We start from the raw sequence: 21,452 nt of genomic DNA on the forward strand, positions 1-21,452 counted from the left end.
GTGATCGCCAGGTGGGACTGCAATGGAACGGATCAAGCGCCTCTTCACGATCAAGACCAAGTTCGAGGCGTTTCTGGTGATATACGCCCTGGCGCTCGGCGCGACGGAGCGGGGCGCGGTCTACATGCACCAATATCCCGGTTTCGGCGGCCAGTTGCTTGCGCTCGCCTGCACCGGCGCGGTGTTCATGGCGGGCGGCAAGATGCTGGACGCCGTGGACATGCAAAGAGCGCTGTCGCGCTGATCTCTTCTCCTCGCTGACGCGGGATTCCTCCACTTTCGACACGTCTGCGTCTTCGCGCCCTGCCGCGCAGCTGTATCCTTTTCCAAATAACGATGAGGAAGGGGATGATCGATGTTGAACGATCGCTACGGCCGAAGCGTCCCGGCTGCCGAACTTGTCCGCAATTTCGCCCACTGGCGGGAAATCGGCGTGCAGGAACCGCTGCTGGTCACCCATCATGGACGGGAAACGCATATCTTCATGGGGCTTGACCATTTCCGCACGATGACGGTGAGCAGATCGGAAGCGGCGACCGGTCCCGACCTGCTGTCCCGCCTGCCGGCCTGGATTCATCAGGGCCTCATTCTGTGCCGCGCCGATTACACGATCGGCCATGTCAATCAGGCCGCGCTGGCCATGACGCGCCGGTGGGACAGGCATCTGGAGGGATTGCCGCTCTGGGAGGCCCTGCCGGAACTGACCGAATCCCTTACCCAGTCGCATATTCGGCACAGCATGATTTCGGGAGAAGGCAGCGCGGCCGACATCCCCTCCCCCTTCCGCGAAAATTGCTGGATTCGATTCGAAACCTTTCCCTTCCCGGAGGGCGTCGCCCTGTTGCTGAGCGACATCACCGACGATGTGCAACGGAACCGGCTGGCCGATGCGAAGGCGTCGTTGATGCAGGCGTTACGCGTTCACGGAGGCATAGGCCATTTGAAGGTGTCGAGCCGGGGATATATCGAGTTTGCGGACGACATGTTCTGCGCGATGATCGGACTGCCGCTGGATCGGCTGGTCCAGGTCAGTCTGGTGGAACTGGCCGACCTGCCCGCCCGGCCCCGGCTGCGCGAGGAACTGGAGCATGTCCTGCGCGGCGAAGGCGACCGCAGGATCGCCGCCAGCCTGCTGACCAACACCGGCTCCGTCATTCCCGCGGACATCGGCATCGCGCGATTACAGGGCATTTACGGGTCCGAAGGGGCGATTCTGGTCGTCACTCGCCGGGAGGAAACCGCAAATTCCGCAAAGTGAATCCATTCCGGAAGGAAAATCCAGGGTTTAGATAAGGAAGGCGCCTCATTTCGCTGCTGGGCAACCGTTGCCGCGAAACCATTTACGCAAATCCTGCATAGTGGCTCCATTTATCGGAAAACCGGCCATTGAGCGGTCTTCGCTAGGCTGGCGGCATGAAAAAGCGCCTTCATCCCGCCCGTCCGGCCCAGCCGTTCAAGCGCGACATGCGCGGCAGCGTCCTGGTGGAAGCCGCCATCGCGCTTCCTCTGCTTATCGCCCTGCTGCTGGGCATGGTGATCTACGGATCGTGGTTCATGACGGCGCACAGCCTGCAACAGGCCGCCAATGACGCCGCCCGCGCCGCTGTCGCAGGACTGGACGCGGCGGAGCGGCAAGCCCTTGCGCAACAGACCGTGACCGCCAGCACGGCATCCCTTCCCCTACGCAACAGCAACCCGATCGGCGTGAACAGCAGCGAGAATGGCGGCTATTTTACGGTCACGCTCGATTACGACCTGTCGGGCAACCCCCTCTTCTCGTCCTCCTTCATTCCCGTCCCCTCGCGCATCCTTGAACGCAGCGCCGTTATAAGGATCTATGAACGATGAAGTCCCTTTCGCGCAGCTTCATGCCATTTCGCAGCGACGAAAAAGGCGGAGTCACCATCCTGCTCGCCGGATCGCTGCTGATGCTCGCGGGGTCCGCGACGGTGGCGGTGGACCTTGGTTCCATCTATCTCGCCAAACGCCAGTTGCAGGGCATTGCGGACGCGGCCGCGCTCGCCGCGGTCAGCGGAGGCCGGCCCGCCGCCGAACAGCTCATCGCCCGCAGCGGCGTCAGCGGCGCCTTCCTCGCTTCCGTCGAGGACGGCCAATATCGGCCGGACCCTGCCGTGCCCGCTGGCGAGCGTTTCGTCGCGGGCGGCCCGGCGGGAGGCGCGCTGCGTCTGGAAGTGCGGCGGCGCACGCCCCTGTTCTTCGGCCGCCTGCTGGTGGGCGAAGACGGCGTCAACATCAACGCCCGCGCCACCGCGGCGCGCAAGGATGCCGCTGCCTTTTCCATCGGTACGGGACTGGCTTCGGTCAGCGACGGGCTGCCCAACATGCTGCTTTCCAGCCTTGCCGGGACCAGCCTCAATCTTTCGGTGATGGATACGCAGGGACTGCTCAATGCAAAGGTGGACCTGCTCGGCATGGCCGACGCCCTGCAATTGAGGCTCGGCCGTCAGGACGAAGCCTTCGCGCAATTGTTCGACCGCCACATTCCGGTCGGCGATATCGTCAATGCCGTCGCCGATGGCGTGACCGACAGCCAGACCGCCGCCACGCTGCGCCGGATCGGCAACAGCATCCCCGGCCGCACCGTGCGCCTCAAGGATGTCATCGATCTGGGGCCGGCGGGAAGCGCGGGCGACGCGACCGGGCAACCGACCATCCTGATGGACGCCTTCTCGATGCTGCGCATGATCCTGAACCCGGCGCCGGGAACATCGGTGCCGATCGACCTGCAACTGGGCGTCCCCGGCCTCAGCAGCACCCGGCTCAAGCTGATCCTGGGCAGCGGCGAGGCGCGCTCCCCGCTGCTCAGCATCACCTCGGACCGGAATGTCGTGCTGCGCACCGCCCAGACGCGCCTCTATCTGGAAAGCACCGTGGCGGCAGCGCTGGCTCCCCTCGCATCCGTCCGCATCCCGCTTTATGTCGAACTCGCCGCCGCGCAGGCGCGGCTTTCCGACATTAATTGCGCCCGCGACACGCCGGGCAATGGCGTAACGCTGACGGTCACGCCGTCCATCGGCACGGCGGCCCTGGCCGAAGTCGACACGAACGCGCTGACCGATTTCTCCACGCCTCCCAATTTCCGGCCCGCGCTATTGGCGCAGGCGCTGACCACCAAGGTGACGGGCCATGCCAATATTTCGCTGGGCGGCGTGCAGCCGCAGTCGGTCCATTTCTCTCCGGCGGAAATCAGCGCCCAGCAGACCAAGACCGTCCACACGCAGGATCTGACGCAGGGCCTTGCCGTCAGCCTCCTGAAACAGGCGCAGATCGACGTTTATCTTCTCGGCATCAAGGTCGGCCTCAGTCCCCTGACCGCCCCTATCGGCGCGCTGCTGGGCACGACCGCGCCCCTGCTCGACGGCATATTGAACAATGTGACCGCGCTGCTGGGCGTCCGGCTGGGCACGGCGGATGTGCGCGTGCATGAAATGCGCTGCGGTATCGCCACCATCGTGGCCTGACCCCTTGCCATGCTTCGCTCCCGCCTTCAGGGAGCGAAGCCATGGGCGCCATCATGCTACAGGGAACCGGATCGGATGTCGGCAGGTCCGTGCTCGTCGCCGGACTATGCCGCGCGCTGGTGCGGCGCGGCTATCGGGTCCGTCCCTTCAAGCCGCAGAACATGTCCAACAACGCCGCCGTGACCATCGACGGCGGAGAGATCGGCCGCGCGCAAGCCTTGCAGGCCATGGCCGCGGGCGTCGATCCGCATAGCGACATGAACCCCGTTCTCCTGAAGCCGCAGGCCGATCACACGTCGCAACTGATCGTCCATGGCCGCGTGCGCGGCACGCTGGGCGGAGGGAATTTCCGGCAGGCGCGCGGACAGCTTCTTTCCGAAGTGATGGACAGCTTCAACCGGCTCAGCGCGCAATGCGACATCGTCGTCGTGGAAGGCGCGGGATCGCCCGCCGAAATCAACCTGCGCGCGGGCGACATAGCAAACATGGGCTTTGCCCGCACCGCCAACGTGCCGGTCATACTGGTGGGCGACATCGACCGGGGCGGCGTCATCGCCTCCATCGTCGGCACCAAAGCGGTGATCGACCCCGAAGACGCCGCCATGATCCACGGCTTCCTGATCAACAAGTTCAGGGGCGATATCGCCCTTTTCGAAGACGGCTACCGCCAGATCGAATCCATTTCCGGCTGGCGCGGCCTGGGTGTCGTTCCATGGCTCAGCGCCGCCGTCCGCCTGCCCAGCGAAGACGCCGTCATCCTCGAAAGGAAGCGGCGCCCGGACGGCGCGCGTTTCATCATCGCTTGCCCCATATTGCCCCGCATCTCCAATTTCGACGACCTCGACCCCTTCAAGATCGAACCCGACGTAGACCTGCTCATGATCCCGCCGGGCAGTCCCCTTCCGGCGGAAGCATCACTTATCGTCCTGCCCGGGTCGAAGGCCACCATCGCCGACATGCAGGCGATGCGGGCGCAGGGATGGGATATCGACATCCTCGCCCATCACCGGCGCGGCGGCGCTGTCCTGGGGATATGCGGCGGCTATCAGATGCTGGGCCGCCGGATCGCCGATCCCCAAGGCGTCGAAGGGCCATCCGGCACGGTGGCGGGTCTCGGCCTGCTCGACATTGAAACCGTGTTGTCCGGCGACAAGACGCTGCGAGAGGTGAAAGGCCGTGCGCTCGGCGCCTCCTTCGCCGGTTATGAAATGCACATCGGGCAAACGTCCGGTCCCGACTGCGGTCGCCCCTTCGCCCATCTGGAAGCCGGACGCCCGGACGGAGCCTCCAGCCCCGACGGGCGCGTGCTCGGCACCTACGTCCATGGCCTGTTCGGCGGCACGGCGTTGCGCAGCGCGTTTCTGGACCGCTGGAACCTGTCCTCCTCGCAGCAGGACCATGGCGTCGCCGTGAACGCGGCGCTCGATGATATCGCCGCGCAACTCGAAGCGCATATCGATATCGACGCCCTTGTCGCCCTAGCGATGCGCTGAAGCTATATTCACCCAATAGTTGAATATACTTACGACGCGGCATATCACCCGAACAATTCCATTCATCGCTTCATCTGAACGACCGAGCGATAAATCGTTTCGGTACTGAATCATCGACCTTAACCGCTCGGAAATATCGAAGAGTCCTGTCATGATCCCATGGATCAGGATGAGCGCTATTTATACTCCATGATATTTGCGACGAACTGTTTTCACGGCAAAGATTTCTTCAACCATTGCTGCATAGAGAAAGAGAAGAAAATCGGGGCATTTCCTGTGCAATAAACCAATAGAACGGGGGTCGTTCATGTGGAATAGAATAAAGGGCGTCGGTCCGGCAGGGGCCGGCGCGATGATCCTGCTCGCCGTCAGCGCGGCGGCGGCGGTGACGAATATGGGAACGTCGCTCCCCGCCGCCAAAGGCAGCGCAACCACCATCGGCAGCGGCAGCAGCAATCCGTCCACGACGACGGCGTCCTATGCCGCAGCCACGGCGGCAGGCAGCGTGGACTATAACAGCCGCACCGAAGGCGCCTTCGCCTCCTTCGATTTCGCGAGCGGCACGAAACTGCCGGACAAGGCAACGGCCTCGCTGGGCAACGCCACGTTCCAGCCAGGCGTCAACGTCGCCTATGTCCCGCTCACGCTGGACCGGCCCACGCCCAATACGGTCATCATCCGCCTCACCACCGTCAACGGTTCAGGCACCAACGCGGCCAAATCCAACATCAATTACCAGACAGTCGATACGGTCGTCATTTTCCGCCCCGGCGATCCGCTGCGGCAGACCGTGGCCGTGCCCATCATCACCGCGCAGGACGGACAGCAGTTCCAGCTCAAGATGCGCGAAGCCCCATGGGGCGGCCTGCAAGGTCAATCCACCGCGACCGTCACCGCCAGCAGCAGCGCGACCGCCACGGCCAAGGCAACGGGCACGTTCCGCGCCCCGCGCACCTTCGCCGCGACCGGCACGCTCCAGTTCGAGCTTCAGAAGGAAACGCACAAGCGTTCACCCGAAGGCGGATGGAACCGCTGGGCGACGTCGCTCGCCAATGGCCGCACGCAGATCGCGAATGAGGAAACCGGTCTTTATCTCGACTCGTCGGTATTTCCCGGCGTCGAAGGGCCGGTCTACTGGAGCGACAAGGGTCTGGTCCTGCACAGCCAGAAGCTCAAACAGCCCATCTATTATGAAGGGCGCAACTGGTCTTATGGCGCTTCGGTGCTGGATGGCCGGAACTATCTGGCGACCCAGATCGGCTATGGCCAATATGAATGGGACGCGAAAATGCCCGACCGGCGCGGCGCATGGCCTGCCTTCTGGCTGGTGTCGACCAGCGGCTGGCCGCCGGAAATCGACGTCTATGAAGGGTTCGGCCAGCAAAGCTACTGGGATTTCGACCGCCATGTCGCGCACACCATCCACGGCGGCGCGAACATCACCCGCACCTTTCAGAGCGGCGCGGTCATACAGACCGATCAGGCTTATGGCTGGAGCGGCTACAGCCAGGATTTCCACCGCTATGCCATCGATATCCAGCGCGACTACATCACTTGGTTCATCGACGGGAAGGAAAGCTATCAGTCGGTCAATCCCTTCAACGGATTCCGCTGGTATCCGATCATGGACGTCGCCGTGAAAACCGACAGCGCCTATAATGACGGCACGGGCGACATGATTATTCGCGGCTTCAAAATCTATTCCACGCCTTGATGATCCGCGCGCTCCTTTCCCTGCCATCTGAGGGGGAAGGAGCGCGCCTATCCCAGCAACAGGGCCGACAGCCACCACCCCGGCACAGCTGCCACGGCCAGAAACGTGCCCAGCGGAACCTGCGTCGTGCGCTCCACCATTTTGCCCAGCACCATGCTTCCAGCCACCGTCAGCAGCCCCATGCCCGCAGCCAGCAACAGGATGAACGGCAGAGCCTGCCACCCGAACCAGGTCCCCAGCGCGCCCAACAGCTTCGCGTCACCCAGCCCCAGTCCCTCGCGCCCGCGCGCCAGCCGATAGCCCTGCGACACCGCCAGCAGCGCCAGATAGCCCACCGCCGCGCCGATCGCCCGGTCCGTCAACGCTGCATCCGTCACCCACAGGCCAAGGGTGAAGCCCAGGAAGGCAAGCGGCAGGGTCAATGCGTCAGGCAGCCAGAAATGCCGCCAGTCCAGCACCGCCAGCGTCAGCAATATCCATCCCAACAGCGCCCAGCCAACCCCCGCCACATCCGGCGCGAAGCCGACCGCCAGCGCCCCGATCATGGCGCAACCGGCTTCCACCCGGCCATGCAGGGGATCGATCCTCGCCCCGCACGTCCGGCATTTCCCCCAATGCACCATAGCGCTCAGCAGCGGAACCAGATCGCCCACGCCCAGCGTCCGTCCGCACCCGTCGCAGACCGAACGCCCACGCATGACACCTCGTCCTTGCGGCCAGCGCAGGATCAGCGTCGCGAGGAAACTGCCCGCGATCGCACCGACAATCCCACCGGACAGGGCGGCCAGAGGCTCGATCACAGCGTCCCTTCGACCTTCAGCACGCGAACGCCACCCGCTTCGGCAAAGCCCGCTCCGGCCAGCGCCGCCGCCAGCGTTGGATCGGCCGTCTCCACTCGCATTTCCGCTACATAGCGGCCTGACCGCCAGATCCGCAGATCGATCTTTTCCATGCCGGACTGGCTCACCAGCGGCAGCAGCAGCGCCTCCCCGTCGCAGCGGACCTCGCCCGACAGCCCCTGCGCCAGATTCAGTCCCGGCCATTGCCCCGCCATATGGGCGCGCACCCGCCCTTCCGCATGACCGCAAAGCGTGCCGGTGAAAGTGGCCGTCACGTCGTTCATCGAAAAGCCGCTCAGCGGCAGCGGTGCAAAGCCGCGGCCCAGCGGAACGGGGCCTGTCAGATCGTCCACGCCGATCGTGCCGAAACCGGCGTTGATCGCCCCGCTTATATCGTCCGCCGCGCCCGTTCGCCGCCACAGGTCGAACCGCGCCCGCCCCATCAGCAACGACACCGGCGACAACCCGGCATGAACGGAACCGAGCGAAGTTTCGCCCAGCATCAGCCGGTCGATCCGCCCGCTCCACAGCACGCCGCGCACATCGCGGGCCGACAGCCCGAACCGCTCCAGCCCGGCCATGCCCAACGCCATCCGCATCGGCAGGAACAGCAGCAGGCCCGCCGCGAATATCAGGATCAGCGCGATCCGCATCCGCCGCGACAGGGAAAGGCCCATCATTGCGCCGTCCCCCGCACCAGCACCGCCTGCACCGATATGCTGCCCGCCGTCGGCGATGGCCGCGCGCTCATCGTTTCCACTCTGACGCCCTGCGCCTCCAGCCCGGCAAGCCATGTCAGGAGCGCCACGGGCCGGACGGCGGCGATGGCGATGACCATCCGGTCCGCGCCCTGCGCCTGCGCCCGTTCCAGCGTCAGCCCCGCTTCGCCCGCGCTCTGCCCGACAAACTGGTCCAGCGGCGTTCCGGACGAGGCCGGCGCGGCGGCGCGCGGCAGGGACTTGAGCAGCTTCACCTTGCCCCGGATCGACGCATGGCGGTCGGTCGCCGCGCCCAGCGCCGCATGCGCCGACCGCTGCGCCATCTCCAGCGGCCGCACGATGCCCAGCCACAGCACTACAACCGCCAGCAGCGCGAACATCACGCCCAGCATCCATTGCTCGCGTGGCGACCGTTCGCCCCACATCGTTTTCCACCGTTCCATCATGGCCGCACCGTTATGTCCGCCAGCGTCCGCCCGCCCGGGTCCTGGGACGGCGTGGCCGTGATCGTGAAGCCCGCCGCCTGCAAGGCCAGCAGCACGCTGTTGATGTCATCCGCTTTCGCCGCCGCCAGCGTCGCCCGGATCATCCCGTCGGCATCGCGCGACAAGGCCGTCATGGACACGCCCGGACTATCCTGCATCGCACGCATCAGCCCCGCGACGGGCGCCGTGAAGGCATAGCCGCCCGCACCCCGCGCCGCGAGTTGCCGTTCCATCTCGCTTTCCGCCGATGCCACGTCGGTGGCATCGGGCAGCACCTCCCGCGCCAAGGTCAGGCTTTGCGCGTCCAGCCTTTTGGCCGTCACATATTCCCGCGTCACGCCAACGACGGAGATCAACAGGCTGACCAGCAGGACGAGGCCGCTCCAAAGCGCGATCCGGCCCAGCGCCTTCCTATCCCAATCGCGCCGCGCCCGCCTGGCGAAATCGCCCTGCCGTAGGTTGAGCGCAGGACTTTCCAGCGCCGCGATCGCCCGCGCCTCCACCTGCGCCGGAGCGACCTCCCGCACCTCCGCCTCGCCGACCAGCTCGGCCAGCGCCATATCGCCGCTGAACGCCACGTCCCGCCCGCGCCACACCGCCGCGCCGCCAATGATGCCGCGCGCAAAGCCCTCCTCCGGCTCCGGCAGCAACAACGGCGCGGGCACGATCATGTCCGGGTCCAGCCCATGATGCTGCGCCCAAAGCAGCCAATGCTGCATATCGCTCCGCGCCGCGAGCGCCACCAGATACGGCCTTGCCGGGTCGTCATTCTCATCCGCCGCCGCGAACAACTGGTCCGGCGGCACGATCCCCCCGGCAAGCGCCGCCAGCCGCGCCACGCTGCGCCCCTGCCGCACGGGCAGATCGGGATGCAGCGCCCAGTGCAGCGTCACCAGCGCCGCAGGCGGCACCAGCATAACAACCATTTCCGACGGCAGCGCCGTCAATCCGCACGCCGCCAGCCAGTTCGCCCCCGCGCCCCGCTGTACGACCGCGCCATCCACCACCCGCATCCACAGCGGCTCCCCGCCCGCTTCGTCTGGCAGAGCGACGATCAATCCTTCGCGCCCATTCATGCGCCGCCACCCCAATTGCGCCGCACCAGCGTCGCCGGGCTTTGCCGGGCGTCGATCAGCCCGCGCTCCACCATCTGCGTTCCCCCGACATTCACCGCCACGTCCACCCCGAAAAATCCTGTCGTCACTTTCACCTGCCGCGCCGCTTCCTCCAGCGGATTGATGCCCACCTGCATCTGTACGTCCCAGAACTGCTTCACGCTGCCGTAACCCTGCTCCGGCCGCTGCGCCAGCACCTGCCGCGCCTGCGCCACGCTCATCTGCCCCTGGAGGAGCATGACCAGCAAGGGCGCCTGATCGGGCAGCAGCGTATTCACATTGATCGGCGACAGGTCCGCCATCGGCAGCGCGCACACCCAGGGCCGCGCCAGATCGTAGATAGCGGGCGTCACCCCGTGCACCGCCCGCAACTCGCTCGCGTCCACCATGAAACGGTTGGCCGTGCGATAGGGCCGCTCCGCCTGCGCGTAGGTTTCATCCTCCGCCCCGCCTGGCTGCGGCACGCTGTCGCTGTCGATCCAGTCCGCCAGCGAAGCCGCCGCCACCTGCGCCTGCCGCGCATCGACGCCCAGCGCCTGCAACAACGCCTGGAACTGCGACACGCCCACCGGCCGCACCTTCAAATTCGCCTCGCTCTCTCCCGCCACGACGCTGTTCAGGTTGAAGCAATTCCCCCCGTCGCTCACCCGCGCCGTCACCATTCCGCCGGGCACCGGAATATCGCGCGGCGCGCCCATCCATCCGCCCGCCAGCGTCGTCTTACCCGGATTGGCCGCCACCAGATCGCCGATCTTCAGCCGCGCAATCTCCATCCCCGCATCGGCAAAAGCCCGCGCCTGATCGACTGCGCCGCCATTGCCCGTCATCCGCGTCGCCAGCGCCAGCCGCTCCAGCGCGGAAGCCGCCACCACCGCCATCACCGCCACCAGCAGCAGCACCGTCAGCAGAGCCGCGCCCTGCTCGCCGTCTTTCCGGGGGTCAGCCAAGATCAGCCTCCCCCTCGACCGCTCGTTCTTCCACCGGACCCGGCCCCATCAGAAAACGCAACGTCACCGGCGGCTCACCCGTCCGCATCACCGTCATCTCGACCGCGCGCGGCATCAGGTCCGGTTGCGTCGGCGTCCATTCCTCGCGCCACTCCCCGTCCGCATCGCGAAAGCGCAAAGCCACATCCTCGACATGATCGAGCAGCGCGGCGGGCTCATCCCCCGCCGCCCCATCGACCTGTGCATAGGTCCGCCGCTCCAACCTTCCCTGCCGCACCCAATATTCAACCTTCTGGAGCGAAGGCCGCGGCAGGTTGCCCAGATTGTCCCAGCCGCCCCGCACGAACTGCATCGCCGGCATCCCCTCGCCCCCGCGATGAGACCAGAAGGCGGGCGCCAGCGTCCCCGTTTCCGTGCGGCTGATGCGCGGCACAGCCTGCCCCAGATCGGCCGCCAGCGCGCCGCCCGCCCGCTGCACCGCCGCCAGATCGTCCAGCCGCGCCTTCACCTGCGCCTGCGCCGACACGCTATTACCCAGCAACAGCACGCCCGCGCCCGCCAGCATCGCAAAGATCATCAGCGCGACAAGCAGTTCGATCAGCGTGAAGCCGTGTTCGGCGGAACGCTCCAAAGACGTAAAGCCCCCGTCACGGCGCGTTCCGGGAGCCTGCATCACCCCACCACCCGCACGAAGCTCAACACCACCGGCGAAGCGCCCGGTTGCCCATCGACGGTCAGGTCCACCTGCAACAGCCGCTTGTCGTCGGTCGCCTTCACTGCGCGTTTCCAATGCCAGCGCCGCCCGCCATTTTCGACGTCGCCCTCTTCCTCGCCGACTGAAGGCGGCGCGGGATCGGTCTGTACCTCGACCATCAGGTTGCGCGCCACGATCTGTCCCAGCGCCTTGCTGTCGAGATCGGCGGCGGTCCGCAGCGTCACCCCCTGCAAGCGCACCAGCGCCAGCGCCGCCAGGCTGAACACCGCCAGCGCCACCAGCATTTCGAGCAGCGTGAAGCCGCGTTCATCGCGACAAAGAGCGGAATCACCCACCGACCATGACCTTCCCGGCCATATCGACCGTCACCGACACCCGCTCGCCTTCCCGCGCCAGCGTCACCTTGAGCGGATCGGTGGGAAGGCCCGTCCCGTCGAAACCGATCTGCCGCAATCCTTCCTTGCCCACCAGCGCCCGCGTGCCCGCTTTCCAGTTGGCGGTGGCGAAGGGCTTGTCCTCCACCGTTACCCACTGCGCGCCTTCCCGGCGCTGGAAGCCATAGCCGGAAGCCGACACCCACACGCCCATCGGGCGCGAGGTAACGACCGCTTCGTCGCGCGCGGCGGCAACGCGCGCGGCAAAGCGGTCGGCATCCTCGATCACCCGCCCACGCGGGTCCGGCATCGCCAGCACGACGGCCGCCGAAATAAAACCGATGATCGTCAGCACGACCATCAGTTCGATCAGCGTGAAGCCCTGTTGGGCGGAACGCTTCAAAGACGTGAAACCGTGTTCGGCGGAACGCTCCAAAGGCATAAAGCCGCGCATCCCACCGTCATCAAAGCGCGCTGGAATAAAGATCGGCATTCTCATTCTCGCCGCCTGGCTGACCATCCGCACCCAGCGACACGATATCGAACGCGCCCTTCCTGCCCGGCACTGTATAGCTATAAGGCCGCCCCCACGGATCGTTGGGCAGCTTCTTGATATAACCCCCGCGCCGGTAACGCTGCGGCTGCGTCAGCGAAGCGGGCGGAGTCAGCAGCGCCTGCAACCCGTCCGTTCCCGCCGGATAGGTCAGGTTGTCGAGCCGATATTGCTCCAGCGCCTGCTCGATGGTGGAAATATCCGCCTTCGCCTTTTCGATCCGCGCCGTGTCGGTCGCCGGAATGACGTTGATCGCCACGATCGTCGCCAGCAGGCCGATGATGACGATCACGACCATCAGTTCGACCAGCGTGAAGCCGTGTTCGGCGGAACGCCTCATGAACATGAAGCCATGTTCGGCGGAACGTCTGCCTGACGGGTTATGCCCTCCCCCGTTCGCCCCGAGCCTGTCGAAGGGCGCGCGCCAGCGGGATATTTTCATGCGTGCTCCGACAGGCGTGGCACGAACGGAGGTTAAAATCCTGGTCAACATATTCACTCCTCAGGCCCCGGTCAGGCTCTGCAACTGCAAGATGGGCAGCAGGATAGACAGGATGATGACGGCGACGATGCCGCCCATCGCGATGATGATGATCGGCTCCAGCATGGCCAGCGCAGCGGACGTGAAGCTGTCGAACTCCCGCTCCAGATAGTCCGCCGCCCGTTCCAGCATCGTGTCCAGCCGCCCCGCGCTCTCCCCGCTCGCCGCGAGATAGACCAGCAGCGGCGGAAACACGCCCGCCCGCCGCAATGCCGCCGACAGGCTCCCGCCGCCGCGAATGGCCTCGACAATCTGTTCCGAAGCCTGCCGCAGCACCCGATTATGCACCGTCTGCGTGGTCAGCGACAGCCCCTCCATCAGCGGCAACCGGCTCGCGACCATGGTGGAGAGCGTTCGCGCCATCCGCGCCGCATGCAGGTCGCGGATCAGCCGCCCCAGCAGCGGCAGGCGCAACAGCGTCGCGTCGAAGCGATAGCGGACCCCCTCATGCCTGAGCGCCCGCCAGAAGGCAAAACCGCCCAGACCCATCAGGATCAGCAGCAGCCACCAATAGCCCGCCAGAAAGGCTGAAACGCCCATCACCATCCGCGTCAGCAGCGGCAATGCCTGCCCCACCGTATCGAACTGCTCCACCACTTTGGGCACGACGAAGATCATCAGCGCCGCCACCACGCACACAGCGAAAATCGCGAGCACGCTGGGATAGGCGATGGCGGTCAGCACCTTGGACCGGATCACCGCCTGCCGCTCCATCAGGTCGGACAGCCGTTCCATGATCGTGGGCAGGCTGCCGGAGCTTTCGCCCGCCGAAATCATCGCCCGATAGAGCGGCGGAAAGCTTTTCGGTTCCGCGGCCAGCGCATCGGCCAGCCGCCGCCCTTCCAGCACGCCCGCATGGACCTTTCCCACGATGGCGCGGACATGATCCTGCTCGCTCTGCCGCCCGATGGTGCGAAGCGCCTCTTCCAGCGGGCTGACCTGCACCAGCGTCGACAATTGCCGCGTGAACAGCGTCAGTTCCTTCGCGGTCAGGCGCGGCGTCCGCAACGCCAGCCCCGCCCGTTTGCGCGCCGCTTCGACCGTGCCCGGCTCGATCCGCACGATGAACAGCTTGCGCGCGTCGAGCCGCGCCCGCGCATCCTCGACCGTTTCGGCCTTGACGCTGCCTTTGCGTTCCTTCCCCGCCGGATCGATCGCGACATAGTCGAACTCAGCCATCGGAGATGGTTTCCGCCTCGATCGCGTCGCGCCGCGACACGCGGATGGCTTCCTCCGCCGTTGTCTGCCCGTCGCGCACCAGCGCCCGCGCCGCCGACCCCAGATTGGGCGCATTGAGGAAAGCATGGCGCGCGATCAGCGATTCATCGCCTCCGTCGTTGATGAGGCGGCGGATGGTGTCGTCGATGCGGATCGCCTCGAACACGCCGATCCGGCCCTTATAGCCTGTGCCGCTGCACTCCTCGCACCCCTTGGCGCGATAGATGATCGTTCCGGGATCGAAACCAAGCAGGGCGCTGGCCGACTTGTCCGCCTGCACCGGTTCGCGGCAATGCTGGCACAGCCGCCGCACCAGCCGCTGCGCGATGACCGCGCGCAGGGTGGAGGCCAGCAGGAACGGCTCGACCCGCATGTCCCGCATCCGGGTAATCGCCCCCACCGCGTCATTAGTGTGGACGGTCGACAGGACGAGGTGCCCCGTCAGCGAAGCCTGCACCGCGATCTCCGCCGTCTCCCGGTCGCGGATTTCGCCGACCATCACGACATCGGGATCCTGACGCAGGATGGCGCGCAAACCTGCGGCAAAAGTAAGCCCAACCTTGGCGTTCACCTGCGTCTGCCCCACGCCTTCGACGGCATATTCGACCGGATCTTCGACCGTCAGGATATTGCGCGTCCCATCGTTCAAATGCCGCAATCCCGCATAAAGCGTGGTCGTCTTGCCCGACCCCGTGGGGCCTGTGACGAGAATAATCCCATTCGGCTCTTTCAACCCATCATGGAATATCCGGTCCGCCGTGCCGGTCATGCCCAGCAGTTCCAGCGAAATCCCGGCATTTTCCTTGTCCAATATGCGCAAAACCACCCGTTCGCCCGCCCGGCTCGGCAGCGTCGAAACACGCACGTCCAGCAACTTGCCGCCCAGCGTCAATCCGATACGCCCATCCTGCGGCACACGCCGCTCCGCAATGTCGAGCCGCGCCATTACCTTGATACGGCTCACCACCACCGGCGCGACATGCGGCGGCATCCGCAGCGTCTCGCGCAGCACGCCATCCACCCGCATCCGCACGACGAGGCCCGTTTCATATGGCTCGATATGAATGTCCGACACGCCCTGCCGCGCCGCTTCGGCAATGATGCCGTTGATAAGGCGGATGGCGGGCGCATCGTCCGCGCTGTCGAGCAGATCGTCCGCCGTCGGAATATCCGCCGCCAGCATGTCCAGCTCGTCCGCGCCCATGTCGATGGAACCGGCCATCGCCGCCGCGCTGCCCTCCATCGCATAATGATCGGACAGATGCCGGTCGAACTGCGCCGCGTCGACAAATCGCACATCGAAACTGCGCGCCAGATGCCGCCTCACTTCAAGGAGCGTTCGGGGATCGCTCCCTTCCCGCATCGCGACCGCCAGCCGACCGTCTTCCTCCGGCAACAGCACCACGCCATGCCGCCGGGCAAATAGATAGGGTATGTCCAGCGCCCGCGCCGCGACATAAGGCGGGATCGGATCGGGATCGCCCTGATCGCTCATGGCCGTGCTTCGCTTGCCGGAATCTCTACCGGGCGCACGACACCGCTCGACTGACGGGTCATAGGCTCGATCACTTGCGGCGGCGGCGGGACGACCGCATCGCCCGGCCCTGCCGCCGCGCCCGGAGGCAGCGCGCCCATATAATCGCGCACCAGTTCGTCGATGCCTGGTTCCGCATCCGGATTACGCCGCATCTGCATGTCCCGGACATAGCCATAGCGTTGCTGCGTCAGGCGCTGGGCGTCTTCCTTGCTCCGCAATATGGTCGGGCGGATGAAGACCATGAGGTTGGTCTTGGTCCGGCTGCGGCTGCGGGACTTGAACAACTCGCCCAGCCCCGGAATGTCGGACAGCAGCGGAATCCGTTCAATGGTCTTGCGCTCATTGTCGTCCAGCAGGCCGCCCAGCGCCAATATCTCGCCATCGTCCACGGTGACGGTGGTTTCAATCTCGCGCTTGTTGATGATGAGGTCGCTGCTGTTGTTGCTGACCGGTCCGGCGACGCTCGACACCTCCTGTTTCAGGAACAGCTTGATCGCGCCGCCCGCGTTGATCTGGGGCTTCACTTCCAGCTTGATGCCGACATCCTGCCGCTGGACGGTGCGGAACTGGTTGTCGAAATTCTGGCTCAACGCCTCGCCTGTGGTCACGGGCACCTGCTGGCCGACGAGGATCGACGCCTTCTGATTGTCCATCGTCATGACAGATGGCGTGGACAGGATGTTGCTGTCCGTATCCGACTTCACGGCGTTGATGATCGCGCCGAAGATGCCGTGATTGCCGAGTTGCGTCGCAATCCCGCCGAAACCGCCGGTCGCGTTCATCAGGCTGTCCACGGCCGCCTGCTGGAGCGTATTGGACAGATCGCCATTTTCGCGTGTCGTGGTCGTGGTGCGCGTTCCGTCCGGCGCCACGACGGTGGTGGTCGTCTCGCCCAGCCTGTCAGCGCCCACCGCCCCCGCCAATGTCAGGATATTGGGCGAAGCGTTGGAATAGTTGGTCGCGGCAAAGCCCGTCTTCGTGCTGCCGATCAGGAACTGCACGCCCAGCTTCTTCGCCGCCGCGTCGCTGATCTCGACGATGATGGCTTCCACCAGCACCTGTTCGCGGCGGGTGTCGATCTGGCGGATGGTTTCGCCCAACATGCGCTGGACGTCGCTGTTCGCCGCGACGATGATGGCGTTAGCCCCTTCATAGCGGGTGACGATCGAGGGGCCGCGCGTCGAAATGCCTGTGTTGCCGGTGCTCGCGGAAGATATTGCCGGAGCCGACGGCGCGGCCCCCGCTGGCGACGCCCCATTTGCCGCAGGCGCGGATGCGGTGACTGGCTCATTCGTCGATTGGCCGACAAGCTGCTGAAGCACCGGCAAGAGCTTTTCCGCATCGGCATGTTCCAGCCAATAGACGCGGATTTCCGTGCCGCTCGCCGCCTGCCGGTCCAGATCGCGCGCCATCTGCACGAGCCGGGCGACGGTTCCCGCATCCCCCCGTATGGCCACCGAATTGCTGCTGTCGATCGGAACCACAGTCGCGGCGGACGGAGTCCCGCCTTCACCGCCGCCTCCCGCCATCAATGCCTGAAGCGAGGTGGCGATTTCCCGCGCCCCGGCGTTTTTCAACATCACCGTCTGCGTCGCCGCCGTGTCGCGATCTATCCGCGCAATCACCTGCCGGATGCGCGCGATATTATCGGCATAATCCGCCACGACCACGCTGTTCCCTCCGCGATTGGCCGTGACTGAGCCGTCCCTGCTGACCAGCGGCCTGAGCGTTTCCAGAGCGCTGGCCGCGTCGATGGAACGCAGGCGGAAGACTTCCGTCACGAACTGGTTGCGATTGGCCGCCCGTCCGACCGCGCCTGGCTGCCCCGCCGCGCCATCGGCGGGCTGGATGCGATAGGCACCGCCCGGCGCTGGCACGGCGACCAGGCCGTTCGCGCGCAGGGTGGACAGGAATATCTCGAAATATTCCGAACGTGACAGCGGCCGGTCGGTGACGACCGACACCTTCCCCTGGACTCGATTGTCGATGATGAACGTGCGCCCCGTCACGCGGGCCGCGTCCTGAATGAAGGCCCGGATGTCGGCGTCACGGACGTTCAGCGTCTGCTGTGCATGAACGGGCGCACCGATGGGAACGGCCAGAACGAGCGCGACGGCGGCGGATAAAAGGAAATGTCTTGTCATTGGCCTTGCAGCATGAGGTTGACGGCCGCGGTGGAGGCGCCGCGTTCAACGGTAAGGGAAATGCGCGCGCCGGGCGCGATCTTGGCCCGCAGCGATGGCAGGTCGCTTGCAGAGGCGATGGATTGCCCGTCGACCTGCGTGATAATGTCGCCGGCCTGGAAGCCCGCATTTTCAAAGCCCGGCCCTTTGGCGGTCAGGATCAGGCCGGTGATGCGCCCATTCTCCATCCTGGGCGTGATACCAACATCCTGTTTGATGCTTTCTGCCGTGGGATTGCCTCGTCCCCGCACCGGACCCATGTCCGTCTGGGAAGCCGCCGCTTCTTCCTGCGGGGCTTGCGGCGTGGATTGGGACTGGTCGATAAACAGCTGCTCTTCCGCCCCGCCGCGATCCAGGACCACATGGTCGAATGCGACGGCCTTGAGCACGACGCCGGAAGCGATTTCATCACCGACCGCAAAACTGTTCTGCGCGCCGTCCGGCCCGGCGATGATGGCCGATCCCAAACCCGTTCCTTCGTTCAGCCGCACGCCGTACAAGGTAAGAGCAAGGGACGTCACGACACCGGCGCTTTCCTGCTGCGCCGCAGCAGGGAAAAACGGGTCGAAATTCGCAAAAAGAACCTGACGCGCGGAGGACGATGGAAATTGGGGTTGCGGACCGAGCCACAGGCCGAAGCTTCCCATCGGCATGACAAGCGCCCAGACCAATCGCGCCGCCTGAATGGCGAGCAGCGCCAGGACCATCTTTTCGATGATCGCCACGCCGTCGACAGGACGCAGCCGCCCCGTCCGTCTTCGCGCAGCTTCGCCGATCGGCCAATGCATGATACTGCCCCCTTTCGCCACCGCCGTCTGCTATGCAACGGCGATTACGCAATGATGACAGTTACATGTCCAATTCATGACAGGCGCAACGGCGAAGCTGCCAGCCTTGCATTTATAGCGCCGAGCGATAGCTAGAACCGATCAGGAGAGCTTTTCCCTCAGTTCGGATTCGTCATGTCGGACCGTCAAAACCCCTTGTCTTGCGATGGAGATCCCTCGTGGATCGCCCGCCATCCCGGCGTCCAGCGCGTGCCGAATCGCGACCTGGCCCTGTTCATCGTCCGCAATTTCCTGACGCCGGAAGAATGTAGCGGACTCGTGGAATTGATCGATTCCAAGCGTCGCCCGTCAACGATCGCCGACGCCAATGGCGATCATTATTTTCGCACCAGCGAAACCTGCGAGATCGACGCCGCCGAACCGCTTGTCGCGGCAGTCGACGCCCGGCTCGCGGACTTTGCCGGGATCGATCCCGCCCATGGAGAGCCGATGCAGGGGCAACGATATGCGGTTGGACAGGAGTTCAAGGCACATACCGACTATTTCGATCCCAAGGGCACGGATTTCGAGAAATATTGCGGAATAGCGGGCAATCGCACCTGGACATTGATGGTCTACCTCAACCAACCCGCGGCGGGAGGGGCAACCCGTTTCCTTAGGATCGGAAAGACGATTCAGCCCGAAATCGGCAAGCTGCTTGCCTGGAACAACCGGCTTGGTCCGGGTGTCTACAACCCGTCAAGCCTTCACCACGGCATGAAGGTGCGAGCGGGCGTGAAGCATGTCATCACGAAATGGTATCGCGAACGCCCTTGGGTTTCGGCATGATCGGTTGTCGAAAGCCCCGGAAGATCAGTCTTCCGGGGCTTTGCATTTCATAAGGCGAGTGTTTCAGCGGGACGCGAACTGACGCCCTTTCGCGGCTGCCCAACGGAGCGGAGCAGCGTTGGGAGCGCCCTCACGCACGAAGCATTGGCCTTTGCCCAGGCGGATGGAGCGGCACAGCGCCACGGCATCGGCGCGGCTGGCAAATCCCTTGATCGCCAGGCGATGGAAGACGGTGCCGTTGATCGTTGCCTGGCTCGCCATCACCGGAAACGCTGCCAGCATCCCATTCGAACGCGACATGCTCATCCATTTTTCGCGTGCGACCGCCGCGCTGTCATAGGCGCCCAGTTGCACCACCCAGTTGCTCGCTCCGTTATCAACGGGCCGGATCAATGCCACCTTCTGCATGACCGGAAACGCTGTCTTGCGCGACGCCGTTTGCGCCGGAATATTGCGCGGCATCGAATCACGATGCGATACTCCTGGCGTGGAGGAAACGGCGATGCGAACGGGAATTGCATCCGCAGCACCGATCGGCGCGGAATCAGCCGTTTCGATCAGTTCCTCCGCGACATGCCGAGGAACGTCCATTTCATAGGAAGCCATTTGCACAGGAGCATCGGCGACAGGAGCCGCCTCCGGCGCGAGCGCCAGGGCTACCGGCTGTCCCGCATCGTCGCCGGCCATGCTCACGCCGATCAGGGACGCCACGCGCAGGGGCGCGAGTTCAGGAGCCGCAACGGCCGCCCATTGCGTAATCCGCTGATTGGCGGCTTGGGGATCGAGATCCATTCCAACGACCAATCGCGCATCCTTCCAGCGCCCGGCCAGAGCATAGGCATATGCAAGATTCTGGCGGGTGCGTGCGGTAGCCGAAGGATCGTGAATGGCCTCGGAAAGAATACGCACCCCCTCCGGCGCGTTACCCGCCATCGCCATCGCCAAACCGTAGTCAGCCGCCGGAACCTTGTCGGCATTGGCCGCGAGCAATGCCTGCGCGGCATCGTTCCTGCCAAGTGCGATCCGCACAAGAACCAGATTGACGACGGTCCGGCTGTCCCGATTTCCCAGCGTCATCGCGTCGGAAAGCGCCGTTTCCGCGGAGGCGAAACGCCCGCCCGCAACATAGGCCAGCCCCAGCAATTGCCGATAGGCTGCATTGTCAGGCTTCAGCCGGACGGCTTCCTCGGCAGCGCGGATGGCGCGATCGGCCTCGCGCCGCGCTATCGCCTTTTCAGCCGCCAAAGCCTGCTTACCGGCATCGTCCTTCTGTTTCACCGTTGCCATGGAAGGACGGAATGCTGCTCCGGTGCAGCCCACCATCGTAACGGCCACGATCAGGGAAGACGCCGCCGCCTTGCCGAATGCAGAACGCTTCATAATCATTCCCACCCTTATTTGACACCGCGCATCGGCGGCACCTGCTGCGCCAACCGATCGATTTCCGGTATGCCGCTCAGATATTTATCGACAGCGTCCGTGACGATCTGCTGCGCCGATCGTCCCTCCACTGCGCAGGCGAGCCGCAAGCGCAGATGCCGCTCGGCATCCAGCCGCAGCGTGAACGCTGCCTTGCGGGAGGCCCCCGCATTCCGCTTTCCCGTCAGAAGCGCATCCGCCACGCGTTCAGCCAGTTCGTTTCTTTCCGCGATAACCGCTGGAACGGGCGTTTCCTGGGGAACGATATTCGCCATGGGCGTGAGGCCGGCGAGCGGCGATGGCTCCAGCGGACGCGGCAAGGGAGCCACGGGCATATCGCCACCCATGTCGTTCCAACCCAGATCATCCTGCGCGAGCGCCGCCGACCCGGAAAGCTCCAGGCCAAGCATCGGCCTGCGCATGGCGGGCTGCGCCGCGCCTTTGCGGGCGAGAAGACCGGAGGTCAGGGAGGCGATCGGCTTTGCTTCGGGCATGACGTTTC

22 protein-coding genes are annotated in these 21,452 nt (G+C 65.1%); 7 read left to right on the top strand and 15 right to left on the bottom strand.

The genetic code is table 11. The annotated features are described in order from the left end of the window. Positions 1 to 22: 22 nt before the first annotated feature. From IQ35_RS00985 to IQ35_RS01010, 6 genes are all read left to right on the top strand, one after another. Complete coding sequence (locus tag IQ35_RS00985) at positions 23 to 244, top strand: hypothetical protein (protein WP_021246455.1); 222 nt, start codon at positions 23 to 25, stop codon at positions 242 to 244. 111 nt (positions 245 to 355) lie between these two features. After that, on the top strand, positions 356 to 1,258 hold the full coding sequence (locus tag IQ35_RS00990; RefSeq protein WP_145071650.1) for a PAS domain-containing protein: 903 nt from the start codon (positions 356 to 358) through the stop codon (positions 1,256 to 1,258). Positions 1,259 to 1,413: 155 nt separating this feature from the next. Continuing rightward, the gene (locus IQ35_RS00995; protein WP_021246453.1) at positions 1,414 to 1,848 is read left to right on the top strand and encodes a TadE/TadG family type IV pilus assembly protein; all 435 of its coding nucleotides are present in this window, start codon (positions 1,414 to 1,416) and stop codon (positions 1,846 to 1,848) included. Then, a complete protein-coding gene (locus tag IQ35_RS01000; RefSeq protein WP_242003263.1) occupies positions 1,845 to 3,482 on the top strand; it encodes a pilus assembly protein TadG-related protein in 1,638 nt (545 codons plus the stop codon). The genes IQ35_RS00995 and IQ35_RS01000 overlap by 4 nt, the downstream gene beginning before the upstream one ends. A 41-nt stretch (positions 3,483 to 3,523) precedes the next feature. Then, entirely contained in the window at positions 3,524 to 4,975 is a 1,452-nt protein-coding gene (locus tag IQ35_RS01005) for a cobyric acid synthase (protein ID WP_145071652.1), read from the top strand. 307 nt (positions 4,976 to 5,282) lie between these two features. Continuing rightward, a complete protein-coding gene (locus IQ35_RS01010) occupies positions 5,283 to 6,689 on the top strand; it encodes a glycoside hydrolase family 16 protein (RefSeq protein ID WP_242003264.1) in 1,407 nt (468 codons plus the stop codon). 47 nt (positions 6,690 to 6,736) lie between these two features. Here IQ35_RS01010 and IQ35_RS01015 read toward each other — a convergent pair whose 3' ends face one another. The 13 genes from IQ35_RS01015 to IQ35_RS01075 form a co-directional block, all read right to left on the bottom strand. Continuing rightward, on the bottom strand, positions 6,737 to 7,489 hold the full coding sequence (locus IQ35_RS01015) for a prepilin peptidase (protein WP_145071654.1): 753 nt from the start codon (positions 7,487 to 7,489) through the stop codon (positions 6,737 to 6,739). After that, on the bottom strand, positions 7,486 to 8,208 hold the full coding sequence (gene gspN / locus IQ35_RS01020; RefSeq protein ID WP_145071656.1) for a type II secretion system protein N: 723 nt from the start codon (positions 8,206 to 8,208) through the stop codon (positions 7,486 to 7,488). Before gspN ends, IQ35_RS01015 begins: the two co-directional genes overlap by 4 nt. Beyond that, positions 8,205 to 8,693 (bottom strand): type II secretion system protein GspM, encoded by a 489-nt coding sequence (gene gspM / locus IQ35_RS01025; RefSeq protein WP_145071658.1) that lies wholly within the window; start codon positions 8,691 to 8,693, stop codon positions 8,205 to 8,207. The genes gspN and gspM overlap by 4 nt, the downstream gene beginning before the upstream one ends. After that, positions 8,690 to 9,808 (bottom strand): type II secretion system protein GspL, encoded by a 1,119-nt coding sequence (gene gspL / locus IQ35_RS01030; RefSeq protein ID WP_145071660.1) that lies wholly within the window; start codon positions 9,806 to 9,808, stop codon positions 8,690 to 8,692. The genes gspM and gspL overlap by 4 nt, the downstream gene beginning before the upstream one ends. After that, positions 9,805 to 10,794, bottom strand: a complete 990-nt coding sequence (gspK, locus tag IQ35_RS01035; RefSeq protein WP_145071662.1) for a type II secretion system minor pseudopilin GspK — start codon at positions 10,792 to 10,794, stop codon at positions 9,805 to 9,807. Before gspK ends, gspL begins: the two co-directional genes overlap by 4 nt. Beyond that, on the bottom strand, positions 10,787 to 11,467 hold the full coding sequence (gene gspJ, locus IQ35_RS01040) for a type II secretion system minor pseudopilin GspJ (RefSeq protein WP_145071863.1): 681 nt from the start codon (positions 11,465 to 11,467) through the stop codon (positions 10,787 to 10,789). The genes gspK and gspJ overlap by 8 nt, the downstream gene beginning before the upstream one ends. After that, complete coding sequence (gene gspI / locus IQ35_RS01045) at positions 11,467 to 11,844, bottom strand: type II secretion system minor pseudopilin GspI (protein ID WP_021246443.1); 378 nt, start codon at positions 11,842 to 11,844, stop codon at positions 11,467 to 11,469. Before gspI ends, gspJ begins: the two co-directional genes overlap by 1 nt. Beyond that, on the bottom strand, positions 11,837 to 12,325 hold the full coding sequence (gspH, locus tag IQ35_RS01050) for a type II secretion system minor pseudopilin GspH (RefSeq protein ID WP_145071864.1): 489 nt from the start codon (positions 12,323 to 12,325) through the stop codon (positions 11,837 to 11,839). The genes gspI and gspH overlap by 8 nt, the downstream gene beginning before the upstream one ends. A gap of 22 nt (positions 12,326 to 12,347) precedes the next feature. Beyond that, positions 12,348 to 12,782: a type II secretion system major pseudopilin GspG gene (gene gspG, locus IQ35_RS01055; protein ID WP_145071865.1), complete on the bottom strand. Its 435-nt coding sequence runs from the start codon at positions 12,780 to 12,782 to the stop codon at positions 12,348 to 12,350. A gap of 156 nt (positions 12,783 to 12,938) precedes the next feature. Next, on the bottom strand, positions 12,939 to 14,156 hold the full coding sequence (gspF, locus tag IQ35_RS01060) for a type II secretion system inner membrane protein GspF (protein ID WP_145071666.1): 1,218 nt from the start codon (positions 14,154 to 14,156) through the stop codon (positions 12,939 to 12,941). Beyond that, on the bottom strand, positions 14,149 to 15,690 hold the full coding sequence (gspE, locus tag IQ35_RS01065; protein WP_021246439.1) for a type II secretion system ATPase GspE: 1,542 nt from the start codon (positions 15,688 to 15,690) through the stop codon (positions 14,149 to 14,151). The genes gspF and gspE overlap by 8 nt, the downstream gene beginning before the upstream one ends. Further along, positions 15,687 to 17,876, bottom strand: a complete 2,190-nt coding sequence (gene gspD, locus IQ35_RS01070) for a type II secretion system secretin GspD (protein WP_021246438.1) — start codon at positions 17,874 to 17,876, stop codon at positions 15,687 to 15,689. Before gspD ends, gspE begins: the two co-directional genes overlap by 4 nt. Continuing rightward, positions 17,873 to 18,703, bottom strand: coding sequence for a type II secretion system protein N (locus IQ35_RS01075; RefSeq protein ID WP_145071668.1), 831 nt, complete (start codon positions 18,701 to 18,703; stop codon positions 17,873 to 17,875). The genes gspD and IQ35_RS01075 overlap by 4 nt, the downstream gene beginning before the upstream one ends. Before the next feature lie 174 nt (positions 18,704 to 18,877). On the opposite strand from IQ35_RS01075, the gene IQ35_RS01080 reads away from it, so the two are divergent. Further along, positions 18,878 to 19,531 (top strand): prolyl hydroxylase family protein, encoded by a 654-nt coding sequence (locus IQ35_RS01080; RefSeq protein ID WP_145071670.1) that lies wholly within the window; start codon positions 18,878 to 18,880, stop codon positions 19,529 to 19,531. Positions 19,532 to 19,594: 63 nt separating this feature from the next. On the opposite strand, the gene IQ35_RS01085 is transcribed toward IQ35_RS01080, so the two are convergent. After that, positions 19,595 to 20,911, bottom strand: a complete 1,317-nt coding sequence (locus IQ35_RS01085; protein ID WP_145071672.1) for an SPOR domain-containing protein — start codon at positions 20,909 to 20,911, stop codon at positions 19,595 to 19,597. 14 nt (positions 20,912 to 20,925) lie between these two features. Beyond that, positions 20,926 to 21,444 carry a hypothetical protein gene (locus tag IQ35_RS01090; RefSeq protein ID WP_145071674.1) on the bottom strand — a complete coding sequence of 173 codons (519 nt, stop codon included), beginning with the start codon at positions 21,442 to 21,444 and terminating at the stop codon, positions 20,926 to 20,928. Positions 21,445 to 21,452 lie beyond the last annotated feature (8 nt).

This window comes from Sphingobium wenxiniae, assembly GCF_007830065.1.
Lineage (GTDB): Bacteria > Pseudomonadota > Alphaproteobacteria > Sphingomonadales > Sphingomonadaceae > Sphingobium > Sphingobium wenxiniae.

Excerpts from the sequence above, each read along its gene's own strand:
- IQ35_RS00985 (WP_021246455.1), top strand. The coding sequence starts at position 23 with ATGGAACGGATCAAGCGCCTCTTCACGATCAAGACCAAGTTCGAGGCG.
- IQ35_RS01010 (WP_242003264.1), top strand. The coding sequence starts at position 5,283 with ATGTGGAATAGAATAAAGGGCGTCGGTCCGGCAGGGGCCGGCGCGATG.
- IQ35_RS00995 (WP_021246453.1), top strand. The coding sequence starts at position 1,414 with ATGAAAAAGCGCCTTCATCCCGCCCGTCCGGCCCAGCCGTTCAAGCGC.
- gspL (WP_145071660.1), bottom strand. The coding sequence starts at position 9,808 with ATGAATGGGCGCGAAGGATTGATCGTCGCTCTGCCAGACGAAGCGGGC.
- gspE (WP_021246439.1), bottom strand. The coding sequence starts at position 15,690 with ATGAGCGATCAGGGCGATCCCGATCCGATCCCGCCTTATGTCGCGGCG.
- IQ35_RS00990 (WP_145071650.1), top strand. The coding sequence starts at position 356 with ATGTTGAACGATCGCTACGGCCGAAGCGTCCCGGCTGCCGAACTTGTC.
- IQ35_RS01080 (WP_145071670.1), top strand. The coding sequence starts at position 18,878 with ATGTCGGACCGTCAAAACCCCTTGTCTTGCGATGGAGATCCCTCGTGG.
- gspJ (WP_145071863.1), bottom strand. The coding sequence starts at position 11,467 with ATGCAGGCTCCCGGAACGCGCCGTGACGGGGGCTTTACGTCTTTGGAG.
- gspG (WP_145071865.1), bottom strand. The coding sequence starts at position 12,782 with ATGTTCATGAGGCGTTCCGCCGAACACGGCTTCACGCTGGTCGAACTG.
- IQ35_RS01005 (WP_145071652.1), top strand. The coding sequence starts at position 3,524 with ATGGGCGCCATCATGCTACAGGGAACCGGATCGGATGTCGGCAGGTCC.
- IQ35_RS01075 (WP_145071668.1), bottom strand. The coding sequence starts at position 18,703 with ATGCATTGGCCGATCGGCGAAGCTGCGCGAAGACGGACGGGGCGGCTG.
- gspD (WP_021246438.1), bottom strand. The coding sequence starts at position 17,876 with ATGACAAGACATTTCCTTTTATCCGCCGCCGTCGCGCTCGTTCTGGCC.
- IQ35_RS01000 (WP_242003263.1), top strand. The coding sequence starts at position 1,845 with ATGAAGTCCCTTTCGCGCAGCTTCATGCCATTTCGCAGCGACGAAAAA.
- IQ35_RS01085 (WP_145071672.1), bottom strand. The coding sequence starts at position 20,911 with ATGAAGCGTTCTGCATTCGGCAAGGCGGCGGCGTCTTCCCTGATCGTG.
- IQ35_RS01090 (WP_145071674.1), bottom strand. The coding sequence starts at position 21,444 with ATGCCCGAAGCAAAGCCGATCGCCTCCCTGACCTCCGGTCTTCTCGCC.
- gspH (WP_145071864.1), bottom strand. The coding sequence starts at position 12,325 with ATGCCTTTGGAGCGTTCCGCCGAACACGGTTTCACGTCTTTGAAGCGT.
- gspN (WP_145071656.1), bottom strand. The coding sequence starts at position 8,208 with ATGATGGGCCTTTCCCTGTCGCGGCGGATGCGGATCGCGCTGATCCTG.
- gspF (WP_145071666.1), bottom strand. The coding sequence starts at position 14,156 with ATGGCTGAGTTCGACTATGTCGCGATCGATCCGGCGGGGAAGGAACGC.
- gspM (WP_145071658.1), bottom strand. The coding sequence starts at position 8,693 with ATGATGGAACGGTGGAAAACGATGTGGGGCGAACGGTCGCCACGCGAG.